The organism is uncultured Bacteroides sp., from assembly GCF_902472605.1.
Classification (GTDB): domain Bacteria; phylum Bacteroidota; class Bacteroidia; order Bacteroidales; family Bacteroidaceae; genus Phocaeicola.
Genome location: NZ_CABROP010000019.1, coordinates 34266 through 53852, shown reverse-complemented (window position 1 = coordinate 53852; position 19587 = coordinate 34266). Strand labels below are relative to the sequence as shown.

At 46.1% G+C, this 19587-nt stretch carries 21 protein-coding genes; 15 read left to right on the top strand and 6 right to left on the bottom strand.

Features of this window, described 5'->3' with window-relative positions:
• On the top strand, positions 1–437 hold a 437-nt coding region (gene rplI / locus RDP42_RS06185), incomplete at its 5' end, for a 50S ribosomal protein L9 (protein WP_308762975.1).
• A gap of 452 nt (positions 438–889) precedes the next feature.
• Here rplI and RDP42_RS06180 read toward each other — a convergent pair.
• Entirely contained in the window at positions 890–1084 is a 195-nt protein-coding gene (locus RDP42_RS06180; protein ID WP_303911675.1) for a hypothetical protein, read from the bottom strand.
• Positions 1085–1390: 306 nt separating this feature from the next.
• On the opposite strand from RDP42_RS06180, the gene mtaB reads away from it, so the two are divergent.
• Together mtaB and RDP42_RS06170 are read left to right on the top strand one after the other, a co-directional pair.
• A complete protein-coding gene (gene mtaB, locus RDP42_RS06175) occupies positions 1391–2707 on the top strand; it encodes a tRNA (N(6)-L-threonylcarbamoyladenosine(37)-C(2))-methylthiotransferase MtaB (protein WP_308762974.1) in 1317 nt (438 codons plus the stop codon).
• Positions 2704–3735 carry a glycosyltransferase family 2 protein gene (locus RDP42_RS06170; RefSeq protein WP_308762973.1) on the top strand — a complete coding sequence of 344 codons (1032 nt, stop codon included), beginning with the start codon at positions 2704–2706 and terminating at the stop codon, positions 3733–3735. Before mtaB ends, RDP42_RS06170 begins: the two co-directional genes overlap by 4 nt.
• On the opposite strand, the gene RDP42_RS06165 is transcribed toward RDP42_RS06170, so the two are convergent.
• From RDP42_RS06165 to RDP42_RS06145, 5 genes are read right to left on the bottom strand one after another with little or no spacing between them, the layout of a single operon-like run.
• The gene (locus RDP42_RS06165; RefSeq protein ID WP_303911670.1) at positions 3732–4319 is read right to left on the bottom strand and encodes a Maf-like protein; all 588 of its coding nucleotides are present in this window, start codon (positions 4317–4319) and stop codon (positions 3732–3734) included. The two genes, RDP42_RS06170 and RDP42_RS06165, sit on opposite strands and share 4 nt — an antisense overlap.
• 27 nt (positions 4320–4346) lie before the next feature.
• On the bottom strand, positions 4347–4865 hold the full coding sequence (locus RDP42_RS06160; protein WP_204474785.1) for an HAD family hydrolase: 519 nt from the start codon (positions 4863–4865) through the stop codon (positions 4347–4349).
• Between the two features lie 12 nt (positions 4866–4877).
• Complete coding sequence (locus RDP42_RS06155; protein ID WP_374046928.1) at positions 4878–5681, bottom strand: Rossmann-like and DUF2520 domain-containing protein; 804 nt, start codon at positions 5679–5681, stop codon at positions 4878–4880.
• A complete protein-coding gene (locus RDP42_RS06150) occupies positions 5678–6013 on the bottom strand; it encodes a hypothetical protein (RefSeq protein WP_308762972.1) in 336 nt (111 codons plus the stop codon). The genes RDP42_RS06155 and RDP42_RS06150 overlap by 4 nt, the downstream gene beginning before the upstream one ends.
• Positions 6013–6549, bottom strand: a complete 537-nt coding sequence (locus tag RDP42_RS06145) for a nitroreductase family protein (RefSeq protein ID WP_308762971.1) — start codon at positions 6547–6549, stop codon at positions 6013–6015. Before RDP42_RS06145 ends, RDP42_RS06150 begins: the two co-directional genes overlap by 1 nt.
• Positions 6550–6624: 75 nt before the next feature.
• Here RDP42_RS06145 and RDP42_RS06140 point away from each other — a divergent pair, with 75 nt between their 5' ends.
• The 12 genes from RDP42_RS06140 (at position 6625) to RDP42_RS06085 (ending at position 19586) form a co-directional block, all read left to right on the top strand.
• A complete protein-coding gene (locus RDP42_RS06140; protein ID WP_308762970.1) occupies positions 6625–7593 on the top strand; it encodes a GNAT family N-acetyltransferase in 969 nt (322 codons plus the stop codon).
• Positions 7594–7756: 163 nt separating this feature from the next.
• Positions 7757–8161, top strand: coding sequence for a methylmalonyl-CoA epimerase (gene mce, locus RDP42_RS06135; RefSeq protein WP_148329358.1), 405 nt, complete (start codon positions 7757–7759; stop codon positions 8159–8161).
• A 48-nt stretch (positions 8162–8209) separates the two neighbouring features.
• Entirely contained in the window at positions 8210–9763 is a 1554-nt protein-coding gene (locus tag RDP42_RS06130) for an acyl-CoA carboxylase subunit beta (RefSeq protein WP_022353413.1), read from the top strand.
• Positions 9764–9788: 25 nt separating this feature from the next.
• Positions 9789–10718 (top strand): OadG family transporter subunit, encoded by a 930-nt coding sequence (locus RDP42_RS06125; RefSeq protein ID WP_308762981.1) that lies wholly within the window; start codon positions 9789–9791, stop codon positions 10716–10718.
• 21 nt (positions 10719–10739) lie between these two features.
• Entirely contained in the window at positions 10740–11168 is a 429-nt protein-coding gene (locus RDP42_RS06120) for a biotin/lipoyl-containing protein (protein WP_308762969.1), read from the top strand.
• A 2-nt stretch (positions 11169–11170) separates the two neighbouring features.
• Entirely contained in the window at positions 11171–12331 is a 1161-nt protein-coding gene (locus RDP42_RS06115) for a sodium ion-translocating decarboxylase subunit beta (RefSeq protein ID WP_308762968.1), read from the top strand.
• 385 nt (positions 12332–12716) lie between these two features.
• Positions 12717–13196 carry a sigma-70 family RNA polymerase sigma factor gene (locus RDP42_RS06110; RefSeq protein ID WP_308762967.1) on the top strand — a complete coding sequence of 160 codons (480 nt, stop codon included), beginning with the start codon at positions 12717–12719 and terminating at the stop codon, positions 13194–13196.
• 11 nt (positions 13197–13207) lie between these two features.
• A complete protein-coding gene (locus RDP42_RS06105; RefSeq protein WP_308762966.1) occupies positions 13208–13792 on the top strand; it encodes a hypothetical protein in 585 nt (194 codons plus the stop codon).
• 521 nt (positions 13793–14313) lie between these two features.
• Positions 14314–15678 carry a hypothetical protein gene (locus tag RDP42_RS06100; protein ID WP_308762965.1) on the top strand — a complete coding sequence of 455 codons (1365 nt, stop codon included), beginning with the start codon at positions 14314–14316 and terminating at the stop codon, positions 15676–15678.
• A 30-nt stretch (positions 15679–15708) separates the two neighbouring features.
• On the top strand, positions 15709–16890 hold the full coding sequence (locus RDP42_RS06095; protein ID WP_308762964.1) for an imelysin family protein: 1182 nt from the start codon (positions 15709–15711) through the stop codon (positions 16888–16890).
• Between the two features lie 28 nt (positions 16891–16918).
• Positions 16919–18346, top strand: a complete 1428-nt coding sequence (locus RDP42_RS06090) for a di-heme oxidoredictase family protein (protein WP_308762963.1) — start codon at positions 16919–16921, stop codon at positions 18344–18346.
• Between the two features lie 25 nt (positions 18347–18371).
• Positions 18372–19586 carry a porin gene (locus RDP42_RS06085; RefSeq protein WP_308762962.1) on the top strand — a complete coding sequence of 405 codons (1215 nt, stop codon included), beginning with the start codon at positions 18372–18374 and terminating at the stop codon, positions 19584–19586.
• Position 19587: the final 1 nt, after the last annotated feature.

Here is a 19587-nt window from a genome sequence, read left to right as displayed (position 1 = left end):
TGAAAGAAGACGTAGTTAACTTGGGCTACAAGAATGATATTGTAACCGTTAAGTCTGGTTATGGTCGTAACTATCTTATTCCGACTGGTAAAGCAGTGATTGCTTCTCCGGCTGCAAAGAAAATGTTGGCTGAAGAATTGAAGCAGCGTGCTCATAAATTGGAGAAGATTAAGAAAGATGCAGAAGCTGTAGCAGAAACATTGAAGGGTGTTTCTTTGACTATCGCTACTAAAGTTAGTGCAACAGGTTCTATCTACGGTTCAGTAGGTAGCATCCAGATTGCTGACGAATTGGCTAAGTTGGGTCATAACATCGACCGCAAGTTGATTGTGGTAAAAGACAATGTAAAAGAAGTTGGACACTACAAAGCTGTTGTTAAACTTCATAAGGAAGTTTCTGTAGAAATTCCTTTCGAAGTAGTTGCAGAAGAAGCTTAATTTTGTATCTGTAAATACTTGATAAATCCCCCGAATGGACGTATGTCTGTTCGGGGTTTTTTATTGTGTTGGGGTGAGATATGCCAGGAATGATTATGCACGGTAGATAGGTTCGTGGATAGAAGGTGAAAGAAGATGGAGAGGAAGACGGGTGGAAGTGAAAAGTCAAGTCGAATGAGAAGTAGAGAAGGGTTTGGAAGTTTGTTTGAGGCTTTGGCCGGCCGGGATGAGATACGAGTTTCAGTTATTTATAGGTTAAGAAGTAGAAGGTGTAACTAAAAGTGGTGATGACTGGGATGGTTCCTGGCATCAGATAGTACATTTTTAATAAATTAGAAAAATGTTCTTGGTAGGAAAATGTGGAATTAATTGTGGGATGGTAACAAAAGGGCATAAAAAAAGTCTGTAGGCTGAGCTTACAGACTTTCAATTCTCTCTTCTAATGTTCGAGATTATTCAGCTACTACTGCTGAATCGCTAGCTACTGAATCACAAGCTACTGCTGCTGAATCAACAACCGGAGCTGCTTCTTCAACTACTGCTACTGAATCTGAATCAGCTGCTGCTTCACTGTTAGCTGCTTTGTTTCCGCAAGAAGCGAAAGAAACTGCAGCAAATGCTACGAACAAAAATACTAATTTTTTCATTTTTCTTTGCTTTTTAAATCTGTAATACTTATGTTGTTTTCTTAAAACACTGCAAAGATATAGACTTTTCTAATACGTTGTTCTCTTTTGAGCGATTTTTTTTCAAAAAAATATGTTTTAAAACTTATTTGCCTGATTTGTAATGTGTTGCAAAACATAATTTTTTATTTCCAATTTTGATAATTTTTCTAAGGGGAACTGAAAAGACTCCAAAATCTCTTGGTTAGGGGAGGCAATCGCCGTCAACTCGTTTCAAGAGTCATGAATTATGTGTAACTTTGCAGACTTCTAAAATGATAAAGAGATATGATTGATACAACTATTTTTCAAGATAAAGTAGCTGTTTATTATACGCTGGGCTGTAAGTTGAACTTTGCAGAGACCTCTTCTATCGGGAAAACCCTGAAAGAAGCAGGAGTCCGTACTGCCCGCAAAGGGGAGAAAGCGGACATTTGTGTGATTAATACCTGTTCGGTGACGGAAATGGCCGACAAGAAATGTCGTCAGGCCATTCATCGTCTTTCCCGTCAACATCCCGGAGCGTTTATTGTGGTAACCGGATGTTATGCTCAGTTGAAACCGGGTCAGGTAGCAGAGATCGAAGGAGTAGACCTGGTGCTGGGTGCTGAGCAGAAAGGAGAGCTTATGAACTACCTGGGCAATCTGGAAAAGCATGCTCATGGAGAGGCGGTAGTGACGGCCACAAAAGATATCCGTACGTTCTCGCCTTCTTGTTCACGCGGTGACCGTACCCGTTATTTCTTGAAGGTGCAGGATGGCTGCGATTATTTCTGTTCTTATTGTACGATTCCTTTTGCCCGTGGGCGGAGCCGGAATGGAAAAATTGAAGATTTGGTGGCGCAGGCCCGTCAGGCGGCTGCGGAAGGCGGAAAAGAAATTGTATTGACCGGAGTGAATATTGGTGATTTCGGAAAAACGACCGGAGAAACCTTTTTTGATTTGGTCAAGGCATTGGATGAAGTGGAAGGTATTGAGCGTTACCGCATCTCTTCCATTGAGCCTAATTTGCTGACCGATGAAATCATTGAGTATGTAGCCCGTTCCCGTCGCTTCATGCCGCATTTCCATATTCCCTTGCAGTCCGGTTGCGATGAAGTGCTGAAATTAATGCGCCGTCGTTATGATACGGCTTTGTTTGCATCAAAAGTAGCCAAAATCAAGTCTTTGATGCCCGATGCGTTTATTGGCGTGGATGTGATTGTAGGAACAAGAGGAGAAACGCCTGAATATTTTGAACGTGCATACGAGTTTATCAAAGACTTGGATGTAACGCAGCTGCACGTATTCAGCTATTCCGAACGTCCGGGTACGCAGGCATTGAAGATTGATTATGTAGTGCCGGCCACAGAGAAACATGTCAGAAGCCAGCGTCTACTGGAACTTTCGGACGAGAAGACCAAGGCATTCTATGCCCGTCATATCGGACAGGAAGCAGAGGTGTTGATGGAGAAATCCAAGGCTGGTGCCCCCATGCACGGTTTTACCAAAAACTATATCCGGGTGGAACTGGCCCACGACGACAAATTGGACAATCATTTGGTCAAAGTGCGTCTGGGAGGTTTCAACGAAGACGAAACGTCGCTTAAAGGAACAATTTTATGATAAAGACAGCAGTCGTCATCTTGAATTGGAACGGCGAGGCCATGCTTCGTCAGTTCCTGCCGTCGGTGATTTCTGGTTCCAACGAAGAGGGAACTGTGGTGTATGTAGCCGACAATGCTTCTACCGATCAATCGTGTGCGGTGGTAGAAAAGGAATTTCCTTCTGTCCGGCTGATACGGCTGGACCGGAACTACGGATTTGCGGAAGGCTATAACCGGGCTTTGGCGCAAGTGGAGGCCGAATATGTGGTGTTGCTCAATAGCGACGTGGAAGTGACGGGAGGATGGCTGCAAGACATGGTGGCGTATATGGATACTCATCCCGAGGTGGCTGCCTGCCAGCCCAAGATTTTGTCTTACCGTCATCGGAACTTGTTTGAATATGCCGGTGCCAGTGGCGGTTTCATGGACCGTTACGGTTATCCGTTCTGTCGCGGGCGAGTGCTGGAGACGGTGGAAGAGGATAAAGGGCAATACGAGGAGATTGTACCGGTATTCTGGGCTACGGGGGCAGCCCTGCTGATTCGCCTGGAGGTCTATCGGAAAGTCGGGGGATTGGATGCCCGCTTCTTTGCCCACATGGAGGAAATTGACCTGTGCTGGCGTTTGCGCAGCCGGGGATATCAGTTGGTCTGCATTCCGTCGAGCAAGGTGTACCATGTGGGAGGGGCTACTTTGAAGAAAGAAAATCCCCGGAAAACTTTTTTGAATTTCCGTAACAACCTGCTGATGCTGTACAAGAATCTGCCGGAAGAAGAGTTGGCTCCGGTGATGCGCGTACGTACGCTTTTGGATTATTGTGCCGCCCTTGTCTGGTTGCTGAAAGGCGACTGGGCCAATGTGAAGGCGGTACGTGAGGCCCGGCGGGAATTTCATCGGCTCCGTCCGCAGTTCGCGGCCGATCGTCGGCAGAATTTGGAGCATACCGTATTGAAAAGGATTCCCGAACGATATACTTTTAGCCTGATTTGGCAGGCAAAAATAAAGGGCCGAACCACTTATTCAGCCCTTTCCAGATTTTTCCGTTAAAGTTTTTTGAGTTCTTGGTACAGGCGTTGTACCGGGAGCCCCATGACGTTGAAGTAAGATCCTTCCAGTTTTGATACTCCCACAAAGCCAATCCATTCCTGCACGCCGTAGGCACCGGCTTTGTCCAGTGGCTGGTAGGTTTTGACATAAAATTCTATTTCTTCTTCGGTCAGCACATCGAAGGTTACCTGTGTCATGGCCGAGAACGTGCGCTGCACTTCTTTGGTGGTCAGGCAGACTCCGGTAATCACCTGATGGGTGTTGCCGGAAAGTTCCCTCAGCATGGCTTTGGCTTCTTCCAGTGACTTGGGTTTGCCCAATACTTTTCCGTGGATGCACACAATCGTATCTGCCGTGATAATCAGTTCATCTTCTCCCATGAAATTGCGGTAGGCATCTGCTTTTTTGCGTGAGATGTACATGGGAATGTCTGCTCCTTCCAAGTCGTCCGGATAACTTTCATCGATTCCCGGCAACACTCTTACCGTGTAGCCCAGATTCAGCCCGCTCAACAATTCCCGACGACGCGGAGAATTGGAAGCCAGTACAATCTTGTAATTTTGAAGATTTTCCAGTGGTCTCATGTTTCTTTAAGTATTTCGATAGTTTAGTTACCAGCCGAAAGCAGCCTGTCCAGCCATCCATTTTCCTTGTGCTTTCAGTACTTGTTCAATCACGTCACGGCCACAACCGTAGCCGCCTTTACAGTGTGAAATATACTTGCTGATGGCTTTGATTTCCGGAGCCGCATCTGCCGGGCAGCAGGGTAGTCCTACCAGCTGCATTACTTCATAGTCGGGGATGTCGTCTCCCATATAAAGCACTTCTTCCGGTTTCAGGTCGTATTTTGTCAGCAGTTCCTGGTATTCCTTGGTTTTAATGGCTGCTCCTAAGCACACATCCTTGATGCCCAGTCCCTCGTAGCGCTTGCGTACGGCTTCTGTTTTTCCTCCGGTGATGATGGCTACATGCAGTCCGCATTTCACGGCCAGTTGGAGGGCATATCCGTCTTTGATGTCGACAGAACGCATCGGTTCTCCGTCAGGGTGCAGGAAAATGGTTTCCGCACTCAACACTCCGTCCACGTCGAAGAACAGAGCTTTTATTTTCGTCAAATCGTAGTTTATCATATTATAAAGATATTATTTCTGTTTTTCTGTTTCGTATTGGTGGATATGCTGGCTCAACAACCGGTAAATCTCAGCCAGTTGCGGTTCTTCCTCCTGCAGCATATCCAGGTGGCGTTGGATGACATTCTCGTCATACCTTCGGGCAGGGCCTGTCTGGGCTTCAAGGGGCGATAGTTCGTGCACTTTCCGTGCTGTTTCGTCAATCAGCGGTAGCATGGACTCAAAGGGCAGCTGATGTGCAGTGAGCAGGTGTTCGCAGATGGCATACATGTGGTTGCTGAAGTTGCAGGCAAATACAGCTGCAATGTGCAGGTATTTCCGTTGCGCGGAACTGGCTTCGTACACCTTGGGACTCAAGTTCTCGATAATTTCCCGGAGTAGTGACAGGTTTTCGTCCGTGTTTGCTTCAAGGAAGAACGGCACGTCTGCAAAGCAGATATCCCGATGTTTACTGAAAGTCTGCATGGGATATGCTACACCGTAGTTTTTCCGTTTCCCTTTCCATACTTCCATGGGCATACTTCCGGCTGTATGCAGATAGAGGGCTTCGGGATTGCAGTGAGCCAGCTGGTCGATGACTGTTTCGAGTACAGCATCCTTGACCGAGACAATGTATAAATCCGCTTGTTCGTTGACCTGTGCCAGTTGAGTGGTCCATTCGCACCCCAATGCTTGGGCTAATGTACGGGCCGATTCTTCCGTCCGGCTGTACACCTGTAGCAGCTGGAACCCTTGTTGTTGCAGAGCTTTTGAGAGATGGGTGGCTACGTTGCCGGCCCCAATACATACAATTGATTTAGGTAAGGTGTTCATCATCCGCGTGAAGATAAGAAATACAATAAAACTCCAATGACCAGCAATACGGCAGGCAGCAGGAAGGTCGACATTTGTCCCAGTAAGGAAATTACCAGTCCGATATTTTGTATCAGCCAGATGCCCAGTAGGATGAGGCCTACCGACTTGTCACTCTTGAACCACAGGAAAATCACCGCAGCATAGAGCAGCATGGTATCTTTCTGCATTACCCACGGCAGTCCGAGGTGTCCAAATCCCACCCATCTGTCAATCAGATAGAGCAGTCCCATCAGAACGAGAAAAATAGCAGTAGCCCGATAGGTATCTTTGTGTTTGCCAGTTGCCGTTGCCATTATTTTCCTCCGTATTTATTGATGTGCACTTTTTCCCATTGCAGGTGCGATTCGTCGAAAGGCTTGCGCTCCATGCCTTTGTGTCCCACGGCGATGAGGGAAAGCACTTGTAGCTGCAAGGGGATGTCCAGCAGTTCGTGAATGTATTCGTTGGCAGACAATCCGTTGGCCGTGAAGCGTTCCCTGATCTGTACCCAGCAGCTTCCCAGTCCCAAGTCTTCCGCTTGCAGCTGAATCATGATGGAGGCGATGGAAGCATCTTCAATCCATACATCGCTGGCGAGCGGATTGGCAGTGACTACGATGGCCAAGGCGGCATCCTTCACGAAGGCGGCTCCTGATTCCTTGCAGTAAGACAGTTTTTCCAGCGTCTCTTTGTCGTCGACGACAATAAACTGCCAGCAGTTGGAGCGTTTGGAGGTAGGAGACATCAGAGCGGCTTTCAGCAAAGTGAGTACTTCGTCCTGACTCAGTTCTTCGCCCGTGAACTTGCGCATGCTTCGTCTGTTTCTGATTAAATCACTGAAGTTTTCCATAAAAAATAAGTTTGTGTGGACAAATATAAGGCTTCCTGACTAAATCCTCAATAAAAAAATGTAAATTTGCATGACATGAGCATCCGTTTAGCTACATATTATCACGCTAAGGATGTACCCGAATTACCGGGTTCCAACATCTTTCATTCTACTGAACTGTTTCATGTGCTGGAACAGACGAAAGGATATTGTCCGCTGTTGCTGGTCGCTTACGAAGGCGATACACCCATCGGCAAGTTGTTGTGTATTTTGCGTCGCAGTACGCGGCTGTTGGGTTTCATACAGAAAGCCTATGCCTATGGAGTCGGTGAATATTTTTCCTCTTCTTATCGGAAGGAAGAGATTTTCCGGGAACTTTTATCTTATTTCACTCTTCAGTTTACCGAAAAAGCGTTTGTGCTGGAGTTCCGTAATTTGGAGGAACCTTTGTTTGGTTATCGTTATTTCCGTCAGAACGGCTATTTCCCCATCCGTTGGTTGCGGGTACGCAATTCGCTCCATCATGATTCGTTGGACAAGTGGATGAGCGCCTCACGGAAAAAGCAAATCAGTCACGGCTTGAAGAACGGAGCTGTCATCGATGTAGCCCATACGAAAGAAGAAGTGCAGGTCTTTTTCAATATGCTCAAGCGTTACTATTCTCCCAAGATTCACCGGTATTTGCCCGACATCGGTTTCTTCAGTACCTTGTTGGAACATTCTTCTCAATGCGGTAAAATTTTTATCGTACGTTACAAGGAAAAAATCATTGGAGGTTCTGTCTGCCTGTTTTCAGGACGGGATGCCTATTTGCTGTTTTCGGGTGGTATGCGGAAAAGCTACCCCTTGCAATATCCGGGAGTGCTGGCCGTGTGGGGTGCCATTTTGTATGCCCGTTCCCATGGATGCGACCATTTTGAGTTTATCGACGCCGGTCTGCCTTTCAAAAAATACGGTTATCGCGATTTCATTCTGCGTTTTGGCGGAAAGCAGATGAGTAGTCGCCGTTGGTTCCATGTGCGGTGGCGCTGGTTGAACGGGTTGCTCACCAAAATTTATGTATAGCTTTGAGGAAGAAAGCAAAAAATGGCTTAGTACGCACATAAACAACAGGTATTCTTTGAAAAAATCGTCAAAAAGTTTCGTTTTTCACCGCAATTTTCTTTTCTTTGTCTGTGTGTAGTCGAAACACAACTTTAAATTAATACCCATAAAAAACAATTCCATTATGAAAATCTCTCACATTGAACATTTGGGCATCGCAGTCAAAAGCATTGAAGAAGCCCTTCCTTATTACGAAAACGTCCTCGGATTGAAATGCTATAACATAGAAACCGTAGAAGACCAGAAGGTAAAGACTGCTTTCTTGAAATGTGGTGATACAAAAATTGAATTATTGGAACCGACGGGTCCCGACAGTACCATCGCTAAATTTATTGAAAACCGCGGAATGGGCGTGCATCACGTGGCGTTTGCGGTAGAAGATGGAGTGGCTAATGCCTTAGCACAGGCAGAAGAAGCCGGTATCCGTCTGATTGACAAAGCTCCCCGTAAAGGGGCAGAAGGTTTGCACATTGCTTTCCTGCATCCGAAATCTACGATGGGCGTGCTGACCGAACTTTGTGAAAAATAATCCGGAAGAAACCTCTTTTTTTATTTTATCCATATAATTTCTAATACCATGAGTAACCAACTTGAAAAAGTAAAAGAACTGATAGAGCTTCGTGCGCAGGCTCGTCTGGGAGGAGGCACGAAAGCCATCGACAAGCAACACGATAAAGGAAAGTACACTGCACGTGAACGTATAGCCATGCTGCTGGATGAAGGCAGCTTTGAAGAGATGGACATGTTCGTGCAGCACCGCTGTACAAATTTCGGAATGGACAAGAAGCATTATTTGGGAGACGGCGTCGTGACCGGTTACGGAACAATCGAAGGCCGTCTGGTTTATGTTTTTGCCCAGGATTTTACGGTTTCTGCCGGTTCGTTGTCCGAAACCATGTCATTGAAAATTTGTAAGGTAATGGATATGGCCATGAAGATGGGCGCACCTTGCATCGGGTTGAACGATTCCGGTGGTGCCCGTATCCAGGAAGGTATCAATGCCCTGGCCGGTTATGCGGAGATTTTCCAGCGTAACATCCTGGCTTCGGGAGTGATTCCACAGATTTCCGGTATCTTCGGACCGTGTGCCGGTGGTGCAGTATATTCTCCGGCCTTGACCGATTTCACCTTGATGATGGAAGGTACTTCGTATATGTTCCTCACCGGACCGAAGGTAGTCAAGACGGTGACTGGAGAGGATGTGTCACAGGAAGATTTGGGAGGTGCCAGTGTGCATTCCACTCGTTCTGGCGTCACACATTTCACGGCATCGACCGAAGAAGAAGGATTGGCTTTGATTCGTAAGCTGTTGAGCTACATTCCGCAGAACAACTTGGAAGAACCGCCTTATGTGGACTGTATGGACCCGATTGACCGTTTGGAAGATTCGCTCAACGAAATTATCCCGGACAGTCCGAACAAGGCTTATGATATGTATGAGGTTATCGGGGCCATTGTCGATAATGGGGAATTCCTCGAAGTGCAGCGCGATTTTGCCAAGAACATCATCATCGGTTTTGCCCGTTTCAACGGACAGTCGGTCGGTATTGTAGCCAACCAGCCGAAGTTCCTGGCCGGAGTGCTTGATTGCAACGCTTCCCGCAAAGCTGCCCGTTTCGTACGTTTTTGTGATGCCTTCAATATTCCGATTGTATCGTTGGTCGATGTACCGGGATTCCTGCCGGGTACAGGACAGGAATACAATGCCGTCATTCTGCACGGAGCCAAACTGTTGTATGCGTATGGAGAAGCTACCGTACCGAAAGTTACGGTTACCCTTCGCAAATCATATGGAGGTTCTCATATCGTGATGAGCTGCAAGCAGTTGAGGGGCGACATGAACTATGCATGGCCTACTGCCGAAATTGCTGTAATGGGAGGTGCCGGTGCCGTAGAAGTACTGTATGCCAAGGAAGCCAAGGATGCTCCCGACCCGAAAGCCTTCATGGCAGAGAAGGAAGCCGAATATACTAAGCTGTTTGCCAACCCGTATAATGCAGCCAAATACGGTTACATTGACGATGTCATCGAACCGCGCAATACCCGTTTCCGTATTATTCGTGCCTTGCAGCAGTTGCAGACCAAGAAACTGACCAATCCGGCCAAGAAACACGGTAATATTCCTTTGTAATAGTAACTAAAAACTGACGATAATGATGAAAATACATAAAAGCGGAATATTTCTGGCCTTGTTGCTGCTGGTGGGTTTCTCATCCTGTAAGGAGCAGAACACCACTTCCAAGTTGCTCATCAATGAGGTACTGGTGGATAATGAAACCAACTTTCAGGACGACTATGGCGTACACAGCAGCTGGGTGGAAATATTCAATAGAGCCTACAGCAGTGCCGACTTGGCCGGATGCTACCTGAGGGTGAGCAGTCAGCCAGGTGACACAATCTCTTATTTTATTCCGAAAGGCGATGTGCTGACCTTGCTGAAGCCTCGTCAGCATGCCCTGTTCTGGGCCGACGGAGCTCCGAGAAGAGGCACCTTCCATACCAATTTTGTGTTGAGCAAGACACAAGACAACTGGATTGGCTTGTACGATTCAGGCAAGAAACTGTTGGATCAGGTAGTCGTTCCGGCCGGGATACTCCAGGCCGACCAGTCGTATGCCCGGGTAGGTGATGGTTCTGCGGAATGGGAAGTAAAAGGGGGTAGTGAGGATAAATATGTGACTCCGAGCACCAACAACCAGACCATTGAGAGCAATCCGAAGATGGAAAAATTTGAACAGCATGACCCGGTAGGCATCGGTATGGCGATTTCGGCCATGAGCGTGGTGTTCTGCGGATTGATTTTGCTGTACTTGTGTTTCAAGTTTGTAGGCAAACTGGCCGTCAAGTTGCGTAAACGCAATGCCATGAAGGCCCAGAATGTGACCGACAAGCAGGAAGCTAAGGAACGTAAGTTAGGTGAAGCACCGGGTGAAGTGATTGCCGCCATTTCCATGGCTTTGCATGAAGCCCAGGGAGCCGACCACGATGTGGAGGAAACCATCCTGACCATCAGTCGTGTGAAACGAAGCTATTCACCCTGGAGTTCCAAGATTTACACCTTGCGTGAAACTCCTCATAAGAAATAACCCTTAAAGAACAAGATAACCATGAAAGAATACAAATATAAAATCAACGGAAATCTTTACAAGGTGACCGTGGGAGACATAGAAGACAACAATGTGCATGTAGAAGTGAACGGAACGGCCTATACCGTGGAATTGGAGAAAAAGGCGGGTCCGAAAATCAAGCCGGTAGTCCGTACGGCTGCTACCACTCCGGCCGCTCCTCCTCCCGCTGTAAGTCGTCCGGTTACGGTAGGCAGCAAGTCGGGTATCAAGTCTCCGCTTCCGGGTGTCATTCTGGAAATCAAGGTGAAAGAAGGAGATGCCGTGAAACGCGGACAGACACTGCTTGTGCTTGAAGCCATGAAGATGGAAAACGACATCAAAGCCGACCGTGACGGTAAGGTGACCGCCATCAAGGTGAGCAAGGGCGAATCAATACTCGAAGGTACAGACCTGATAATCATTGAATAGTTATGGGAGAATTTGTTAGTTTTTTACAGAATAACCTGGCCGATTTCTGGACCTATACCGGCTTTCATAACGCCACCATCCAGCATGTGGTGATGATTCTGGTCGGTATCTTCTTCATTTATCTGGCTGTGGCAAAAGAGTTTGAGCCGATGTTGCTGATTCCCATCGGCTTCGGTATCTTGATTGGTAACATTCCCTTCAACATGGAGGCCGGCCTGAAAGTCGGGCTTTACGAGGAGGGTTCCGTATTGAACATTTTATACCAAGGAGTGACTTCCGGCTGGTATCCGCCCCTCATCTTCCTGGGTATCGGGGCTATGACCGACTTTTCGGCCCTGATATCCAATCCGAAGCTGATGTTGATTGGGGCGGCGGCACAGTTCGGTATCTTTGGAGCTTATATGATTGCCCTTGCCTGGGGATTCGACCCGATGCAGGCAGGAGCCATCGGTATCATTGGAGGTGCCGACGGTCCGACGGCTATCTTCCTTTCGTCCAAGTTGGCACCTAACCTGATGGGAGCCATTGCCGTGTCGGCCTATTCCTATATGGCCCTTGTGCCGGTGATACAGCCGCCTATCATGCGTCTGCTCACCACCAAGAAGGAACGGCTGATTCGCATGAAAGCGCCGCGTGCCGTATCTCATACGGAAAAGGTGATGTTCCCGATTGTGGGCTTGTTGCTGACTTGCTTCCTGGTGCCATCCGGTCTGCCTTTGTTAGGTATGCTGTTTTTCGGTAACCTGTTGAAGGAAAGTGGTGTGACTCGTCGTCTGGCTGAAACTGCCCGTGGTCCGCTGATTGATACCATCACCATTCTGTTGGGACTTACCGTGGGAGCTTCCACGCAGGCTTCTGAGTTCCTGACCGTGGACTCTCTGAAGATTTTCGGTCTGGGTGCCTTGTCATTCGTGATTGCAACCGCTTCCGGTGTGATTTTCGTGAAGATATTCAACCTGATTCTTCCCAAGAACGATAAAATCAATCCGCTTATCGGTAATGCCGGTGTGTCTGCGGTACCCGATTCTGCCCGTATCTCGCAAGTGGTAGGATTGGAATACGACCCGAGTAACTACCTGCTGATGCACGCCATGGGTCCGAATGTGGCCGGTGTCATCGGTTCGGCAGTAGCTGCCGGTATCTTGCTGGGATTCTTGATTTAAATAATCATTATAGCACAAAAAAGAGGGATGCATTTTTAGAGTGTGTCCCTCTTTTTTGTTTGGAGTAAATTCCTTTTGTTTCGCTCTTTTTGGCAAAGCGTTTCATTCATTCTTGCAAAGCCTCTTTATGAAAATACCTTGACACGAAGGTGCGGAGAGCTCGTCACGTTCGTGTCGAGATGTCGTCACGTTCGTGCTGAGGCCTCGACACGTTCGTGACGAGGTAAATTCGAAGTTTATTTTTGTAAAATTGAGAGAAGTCGTAGAAAAAACGAAGATAAGATATAGGATAACTCGATTGATTCCTTCTTTAAAAAAGTTTCTACTTTTGTGTAGTTTTTCTGATAGGCTGAGCGTCTAATGGTAAAAAACAAATTCATACGATATGAAAACATTGGATACTGCATTTGCGCAAATGGTCAAAGAACATAAGAGTACCATTTATACGGTGTGTTTTATGTTCTCGAAAGATGCCGATGAAGTAAGCGATCTTTTTCAGGAGGTGCTTATTAATCTTTGGAAGGGATATGATTCCTTCAATAATCTTAGTAACGTCAACACGTGGATATGGAAGGTGAGTTTCAATACTTGCATCTCATGCGAGCGGAAAAAGAAGCGGCGGGCTGTGGTGCCTTTGACCATGGATATCAATCTTTTTGAAGATAAAGATGAAAATTCCAAGCAGATTCGTCTGCTCTATGACCGCATTCATCGGTTGAACCCTTTTGATCGGGCCATCGTCTTGTTGTGGCTGGAAAATATGAGCTATGAAGAAATTGGTGCTATTGTCGGGATTTCGACCAAAAATGTATCTGTACGTTTGTATCGTATCAAGGAGGAGTTGAAAAAAATGTCTAACCATTAAAATGTGCTATCATGGAAAATTATGCAGATAAATTTGAATTAGACGAGATGAAGCAACAGATTCAGTTGCTGAAGGACAAGCTGGCTAAAGAAATCATCGTTAGTGAAAAGTTGCTCAAAAATTCTACGCAAGACAAGATTGCCTATATTAATCGGAAGAAAAGGTTTATCTATTTTCTGATAGTTTTTGCTTTAGTGTATTGCAATACATCTTTTTTGCTAATGGGATATTCCTGGATTTTCTGTGCCTTTACTTCTGTGTTTCTGGTTATAGCCGGAATTTATCAGCGATATAGCCATAAGGGCGTAAGTATTGATTGCATTTCAACGGGCAATTTGTTGGATATCAGCAAAGCGTTGGTACGGATGAACCGGCTGAATCTAAGATGGCTTTATTTCGGTATTCCGTTTGCTTTGTGTTGGATTGTATGGTTTATGTTTGAAAGCTATCCGAAAGCGGGAGGTGAAATGATATGCTATGGGGGTAGTGTCGGTTTCGTATTGGGAGCTGTGGGAGGAATTCTGCATTGTGTTCATGTGCGTCGTAAAGCGAAAGAGGCTATTCGTGACATTGAAGAATACACCATAGATAATTGAGCAATTACCGATTGGTTTTCGTTGTATCTGTCTTGAAAACTAGAGGCCATTTCGATTTTGTTTTGAGCTGCCCCCAAAAAGTTTTGTATTTAACTTTTGGGGGCAGTTTAATTTGCAACAACGTTCTTTTTGTGCGGATTGGTCGAAGGTGATTTCATTTTGTTTCATTCATTTCTTCAAAGCCCTTTATGAAAATATTTTGTCACGTTCATGCCGGAGTAAATTGGTTTCTTTGTCTAAGTGAAATGTCTAATAGATTGGGGCTGGACTGGTATATTGGGATTAGTCTCTTTTAGGTATATGATGGAGAATTATAAGGAGAAGTTTGAAAGGATGATTATCTTTCAATTTATTCTATGTTTTTATAAATCAGTTGTGTATAGGTCTCCATATTTATAGGCAATTTAAATTGGATATATACTGAGAAATGAGTAGGTTTTGTTTTCTATTTTTCGTAATTTTTAGGTATTGATAGGCTTTTTGGGGTAGTTTACCTTTGCGATGTTCAAAATCGCAGAGAAATGAAAAAAAAAGTTAGTTTATTTTTTACTGCTCTTTGTTGTGTTGCGGGAGCTGCTTCAGCTAGTGAAGTTGATTCGGTGCAGGTAGCTGGAGAAAATGTGAAAACAGCGGTACAGAAGCAATGTGCGGACAAAGACGGATATACCCGCTTTCGTGTGGGAGGGTATGGAGAGGCTGTGGCCAGTTTCAAGGATTATGGTATTAATCGTTATTATGGAAATCCGGATGGGAATACCCGTGATCATCGGAATACGATTTCCATCCCACGCTTTGTTTTGGCTTTTGATTATAAGTTTACTCCTAAATGGATTTTGGGAGCGGAGATAGAATTTGAATCCGGAGGAGTAGGTACGGCTATGGAACTCGAAAACTCAGAAAACGGGGAGTATGAAACTGAAATGGAAAAAGGAGGAGAAGTAGCCTTGGAACAGTTCCATATTACCCGTCTGATTCATCCGGCTTTCAACGTACGGGCTGGGCATATCATAGTACCAGTAGGGCTTACCAATGCACATCATGAGCCTATTAATTTTTTTGGAACAGTGCGTCCGGAAGGAGAGACGACAATTCTTCCTTCTACGTGGCATGAAACAGGGATTGAGTTTTTCGGTACGTTGGGAAAGGGATATACTACATTTGATTATCAGGTGCTGGTCGTAGCGGGTTTGAATGCGAATGGTTTCGACCGGAATACATGGGTTGGTAGTGGCAAGCAAGGTATTTTTGAAGAAGATAACTTCAATTCTCCCGGTTATGTGGTTCGATTGGACTATCGGGGAGTGCCGGGACTGCGTGTGGGAGGTTCTTTTTATTATTGTGCCAATACTGCCGGCAATTCCGATAAACCAGATTTTTATGAAGGCCGGAAGGCACCACTGCGAATTTATTCGGGCGACTTGCAGTATAAGAATGATTACGTGACGCTGCGTGCCAATGTGGTGTATGGAAATTTGACGAATTCCAAGTTTATCAGTAGTAAGAATGTCCGCCTGTCTAACAATGCTTCCTACAGTCGGGTGGTGCCAGTGGCAAAAAATGCGGCCAGTTATGCCGGAGAAGTAGGTGTTAATCTGCGTTCCATTTTCAATCACAATTCCAAAGTTCCTGTAATTTATCCGTTTGTCCGCTATGAATACTATAATCCACAGGAGAAGGGAGAAGCGGGACAAACTATGGACTTACGTAACAAAGTGAGCATGTGGGTGGCTGGACTGAATTGGTTTGCGTTGCCGAATCTGGTGGTAAAGGCAGACTATACCACTCGTCAGATTGGTACAGGAAAGATGTTTGGTACAGGCCCTTATACCAGCGAAAATGAGTTTTCCATCGGACTGGCATACGTAGGCTGGTTCTTCAAGAAATGAATCTGTTAAATCCTAAAAATGATTATGAATATGAAAAAGAATTTCTTTTATGCCGCAGCCTTTGCGGTAGGCTTGGCTTTTGCTTCAACCGCGTGCAGTAACAATGATGCTCCTCAGCCAGAACCGGTTGATGCAGCCAATATAGATTATACATCGGAAAATGCTGCCAGTTGGAATAATTATATGAAAGCTGTAGTGACTCTGCTCCGTAAGGATGCTTCCGATTTGTATGATTATTGGGCGGTGTCCTATAAAGGTGGGGAAAGTTATGCCACGACTTTTAAAAATCACGGTGCTCCGTTCAACAGTGCAGGTTCGTGCGTGCAGCAGGTGATAGATGGTTGTGTGGACATCGCCAATGAAGTAGGAGAGACAAAAATCGGAGACCCTTATTCCAAATATCAGGCAGGGAACGTGACCGAAGCACTTTATGCCGTAGAGTCGTGGTACAGCTGGCATTCACGTGAGGATTATTCCAATAACATCGTATCCATTTGCAATGCGTTTTGCGGGGTACGTAGCGAGTCGTTGATTAGTGGGGCTACAATCGATAAGAGTCAGGTGGCTGGAAAATCGTTGTACACAGCGTTGGTAAACAACGGCCAACAGGAACTGGCCGACAATACCTTGACAGCTATCAAAAATGCTTACGATAAAATTCTGGCCATACCTCAGCCTTTCCGTAATCATATCAATAGTGAACAGAGTCTGGCTGCACAGGAAGCTTGCAGTGAGTTGAGTGTATTGCTGAAAAATCAGTTGAAGCCAGCTTGCGATGCATTATCTGAAAGTGTATTGAGTCCGGTGGTAGCGAATTATGTAGATGTGGTGGTGTTGCCTACTTATGCTGATTTGAAGACTAAGGTAGGAACGTTGTATGAAAAAGTGAATGCGTTGGCTGCCAATCCGACCAATCAGGCATTTAAGGATGCGTGTGATGCTTGGATTACAGCCCGTGAGCCTTGGGAAATGAGTGAGGCGTTTTTGTTTGGTCCTGTAGCCGACCAGGGACTGGATCCGAACATGGACAGCTGGCCGCTTGACCAGGCAGCCATCGTAAATATCTTGAATTCGGGAGATTACAGTCAGATGGAATGGAGCGGCGACTATTCGGAAGATAGTGAAAGTATTTCGGCGGCACAGAATGTACGAGGTTTCCATACACTGGAATTTCTGTTGTTCAAAGACGGACAGGCTCGTTCGGTGGATTGAAACTTGGCTATAATTAAATGAAAGAAGAATGAGGAGGATTTTGAAGTTTGTATTCTATGGTTTTTTGCCTGTCGCTTTGTGGGGGTGTCACAAGGAAGGCATTGACCAGCAATATGTGGAAGTACCGGAGGGATATGCGTTGTCCGCCGGTACTGCCACCAATTTTTTGGCCTCGTCGAAAGCATACGACTTTGAAGCTCCATGGGTTTCGGGAATTTATAGTACCCGTTTTAATGACGGTGATGGATTGTATGACGATGTACGTACCAGCAGCAATCAGGACGGTGGACTGGGACCGGTTTATGCCGGGTATTCTTGTGGAAGTTGTCACCGGAATGCGGGACGTACCAAACCGACATTATGGAGCGAAGGTGGTTCGGGAAATTACGGTTTTTCTTCTATGTTGGTGTATATTACTCGAAAGAACGGAGCTTTGTTCCAGAACTATGGGCGTGTGTTGCATGACCAGGCCATTTACGGGGTTGAACCGGAAGGAAAACTTTCGGTGAAATATGATTATCAGACCTTTGAATTTCCTGATGGAGAAACGTATGAGCTTTGCAAGCCGACTTATACCATAACAGAATGGTATGCCGACAGCATTCGTCCGGAAGATTTGTTCTGTTCTGTCCGCATTCCGTTGCGCCATGTTGGGATGGGGCAGATGATGGCACTCGACCAGACGGAGATTGAAGCCTTGGCTGCCAAAAGCAATTATCCGGAATACGGTATTAGTGGACGGTGTAATTATGTCAGTGAGCGCGGCGTGACCCGTTTGGGACTTTCTGGCAACAAGGCACAGCATGCCGACCTGACGGTGGAATTGGGATTTTCCAGTGACATGGGAGTGACTAACAGCCGTTATCCGGAAGAAATCTGTGAAGGACAGATACAGATGGATCAGGGAAGCATGATGGGGCTCTCGTACGACCAGTTGGATGTGTCGACGGAGGATATGGAAGATGTGGACCTGTACATGCATTGTCTGGGGGTTCCGGCCCGTCGGAATGTGAACGATGCGCAGGTACAGAAAGGTGAGCAGAAATTCTATGAGGCAAAATGTCACCTTTGTCATGTCACTACTTTGCACACAAAGGCAAGAGGAGCTACTTTGCTGAATGGTACAGAGTTGCCGTGGTTGGGTAACCAGACCATTCATCCATATTCTGATTTTCTGCTGCACGATATGGGGTCGGAAATCATGGGTGTAGGGCTTAACGACAATTATGTGAGCGGACTGGCCCGGGGCAATGAATGGCGTACGACTCCTTTGTGGGGCATTGGTTTGCAGGAAGTGGTGAATGGGCATACGTATTTCCTGCACGACGGGCGTGCCCGTAACCTGGTGGAAGCCATCATGTGGCACGGAGGAGAGGCAGAAGCTTCGAAAAATCTGTTTAAGCGTATGAGTAAGGAAGACCGTGATGCGTTGATAGCGTTTTTGAATTCACTTTAATTTTTAGAACTGAAACGAACGATTTATGAAAAGAATAATGATTGCGATGTGTCTGGCTGTCATGATGCCACTGACGGTTCTGGCACAGCATGAAGAGGATACGGAAAACGGTATTGTGTCGCTTGCCGGAAGAGAGGGGTTTACCATCACTTCGAAAAAGGGCGACTTTGTGTTCAAACCCTATCTGCTGGTACAGACCAGTGCAAACTTCAACTGGTATGACGATGAAGGGCTTGATAAGGCATATAATCAGGATAATGTGGCCAATTCTGGATTTGCCATTCCCTATGCGGTGTTGGGATTTACAGGAAAGGCATTTGGAAAGGTATCTTTCAATCTTTCACTTAATGCGGCAGCTACAGGGGCAGCTTTGTTGCAGCAGGCATGGTTTGATGTGGAATTGAAGAAACAGTTTTCTATCCGTGTCGGAAAATTCAAGACACCTTTTTCACACGGTTATCTGACTACTTTAGGAGAAACATTGATGCCTTCTCTGCCGCTCTCGTTGACCTCCTCTGTGATCTTGCCTTATTCGTTGAATGCCGTGACTCCTAATATTGGTACGGGATTCGATTTGGGGGTAGAAGTCCACGGTTTGTTAGCAGACAGATTTGGGTATGAAGTTGGACTTTTTAATGGAACGGGTATATCGGTCAATACGGCAGGGAAGACATTCAGTGATGATTGGCACATTCCTTCCTTGCTGTATGCCGGACGGTTTACTTATATGCCGAAAGGGGTGATGCCTTCTACGCAAGGTAATCCCAATCGCTTGAAAGAAGATAAGCTGATGTTGGGTGTATCTACTTCGTTGAACGTAGAAAGTGAGAATGAGAGTACGAACGATTATCGTGCCGGGTTAGAATTTGCCATGTTGAAAAGAAAACTCTATCTGGGTGCGGAGTTGTATTATATGCGTGTTGGTTTTACCGAGCGGCAGAAAATTGATGAGGCTTATCATTACCTGGGAGGATATGTGCAGGGAGGTTATTTTGTGACATCCCGTTTGCAGGCTACGGCTCGCTATGATTTCTTCAATCGTAACGGGATGGATACAAACGGATTTATGAATATGCCGGCAGTAGGAGTGAACTATTTTTTCAGGGGATGTAACCTGAAATTGCAGGCCATGTACCAGTTTGTGGGACGCTGGGGACACGATACACAGTTGGACCGCGATAATGACGATTTGGGAATTGCTACCCATAGCGCTACGGTACTGCTTCAGTACACATTCTAAG

What these genes read in the sequence shown, in the direction of transcription:
- RDP42_RS06180 (WP_303911675.1), bottom strand. Translation starts at nt 1,084, where the DNA reads ATGAAAAAATTAGTATTTTTGTTCGTAGCATTTGCTGCAGTTTCTTTC.
- mtaB (WP_308762974.1), top strand. Translation starts at nt 1,391, where the DNA reads ATGATTGATACAACTATTTTTCAAGATAAAGTAGCTGTTTATTATACG.
- RDP42_RS06170 (WP_308762973.1), top strand. Translation starts at nt 2,704, where the DNA reads ATGATAAAGACAGCAGTCGTCATCTTGAATTGGAACGGCGAGGCCATG.
- RDP42_RS06165 (WP_303911670.1), bottom strand. Translation starts at nt 4,319, where the DNA reads ATGAGACCACTGGAAAATCTTCAAAATTACAAGATTGTACTGGCTTCC.
- RDP42_RS06160 (WP_204474785.1), bottom strand. Translation starts at nt 4,865, where the DNA reads ATGATAAACTACGATTTGACGAAAATAAAAGCTCTGTTCTTCGACGTG.
- RDP42_RS06155 (WP_374046928.1), bottom strand. Translation starts at nt 5,681, where the DNA reads ATGATGAACACCTTACCTAAATCAATTGTATGTATTGGGGCCGGCAAC.
- RDP42_RS06150 (WP_308762972.1), bottom strand. Translation starts at nt 6,013, where the DNA reads ATGGCAACGGCAACTGGCAAACACAAAGATACCTATCGGGCTACTGCT.
- RDP42_RS06145 (WP_308762971.1), bottom strand. Translation starts at nt 6,549, where the DNA reads ATGGAAAACTTCAGTGATTTAATCAGAAACAGACGAAGCATGCGCAAG.
- RDP42_RS06140 (WP_308762970.1), top strand. Translation starts at nt 6,625, where the DNA reads ATGAGCATCCGTTTAGCTACATATTATCACGCTAAGGATGTACCCGAA.
- mce (WP_148329358.1), top strand. Translation starts at nt 7,757, where the DNA reads ATGAAAATCTCTCACATTGAACATTTGGGCATCGCAGTCAAAAGCATT.
- RDP42_RS06130 (WP_022353413.1), top strand. Translation starts at nt 8,210, where the DNA reads ATGAGTAACCAACTTGAAAAAGTAAAAGAACTGATAGAGCTTCGTGCG.
- RDP42_RS06125 (WP_308762981.1), top strand. Translation starts at nt 9,789, where the DNA reads ATGAAAATACATAAAAGCGGAATATTTCTGGCCTTGTTGCTGCTGGTG.
- RDP42_RS06120 (WP_308762969.1), top strand. Translation starts at nt 10,740, where the DNA reads ATGAAAGAATACAAATATAAAATCAACGGAAATCTTTACAAGGTGACC.
- RDP42_RS06115 (WP_308762968.1), top strand. Translation starts at nt 11,171, where the DNA reads ATGGGAGAATTTGTTAGTTTTTTACAGAATAACCTGGCCGATTTCTGG.
- RDP42_RS06110 (WP_308762967.1), top strand. Translation starts at nt 12,717, where the DNA reads ATGAAAACATTGGATACTGCATTTGCGCAAATGGTCAAAGAACATAAG.
- RDP42_RS06105 (WP_308762966.1), top strand. Translation starts at nt 13,208, where the DNA reads ATGGAAAATTATGCAGATAAATTTGAATTAGACGAGATGAAGCAACAG.
- RDP42_RS06100 (WP_308762965.1), top strand. Translation starts at nt 14,314, where the DNA reads ATGAAAAAAAAAGTTAGTTTATTTTTTACTGCTCTTTGTTGTGTTGCG.
- RDP42_RS06095 (WP_308762964.1), top strand. Translation starts at nt 15,709, where the DNA reads ATGAAAAAGAATTTCTTTTATGCCGCAGCCTTTGCGGTAGGCTTGGCT.
- RDP42_RS06090 (WP_308762963.1), top strand. Translation starts at nt 16,919, where the DNA reads ATGAGGAGGATTTTGAAGTTTGTATTCTATGGTTTTTTGCCTGTCGCT.
- RDP42_RS06085 (WP_308762962.1), top strand. Translation starts at nt 18,372, where the DNA reads ATGAAAAGAATAATGATTGCGATGTGTCTGGCTGTCATGATGCCACTG.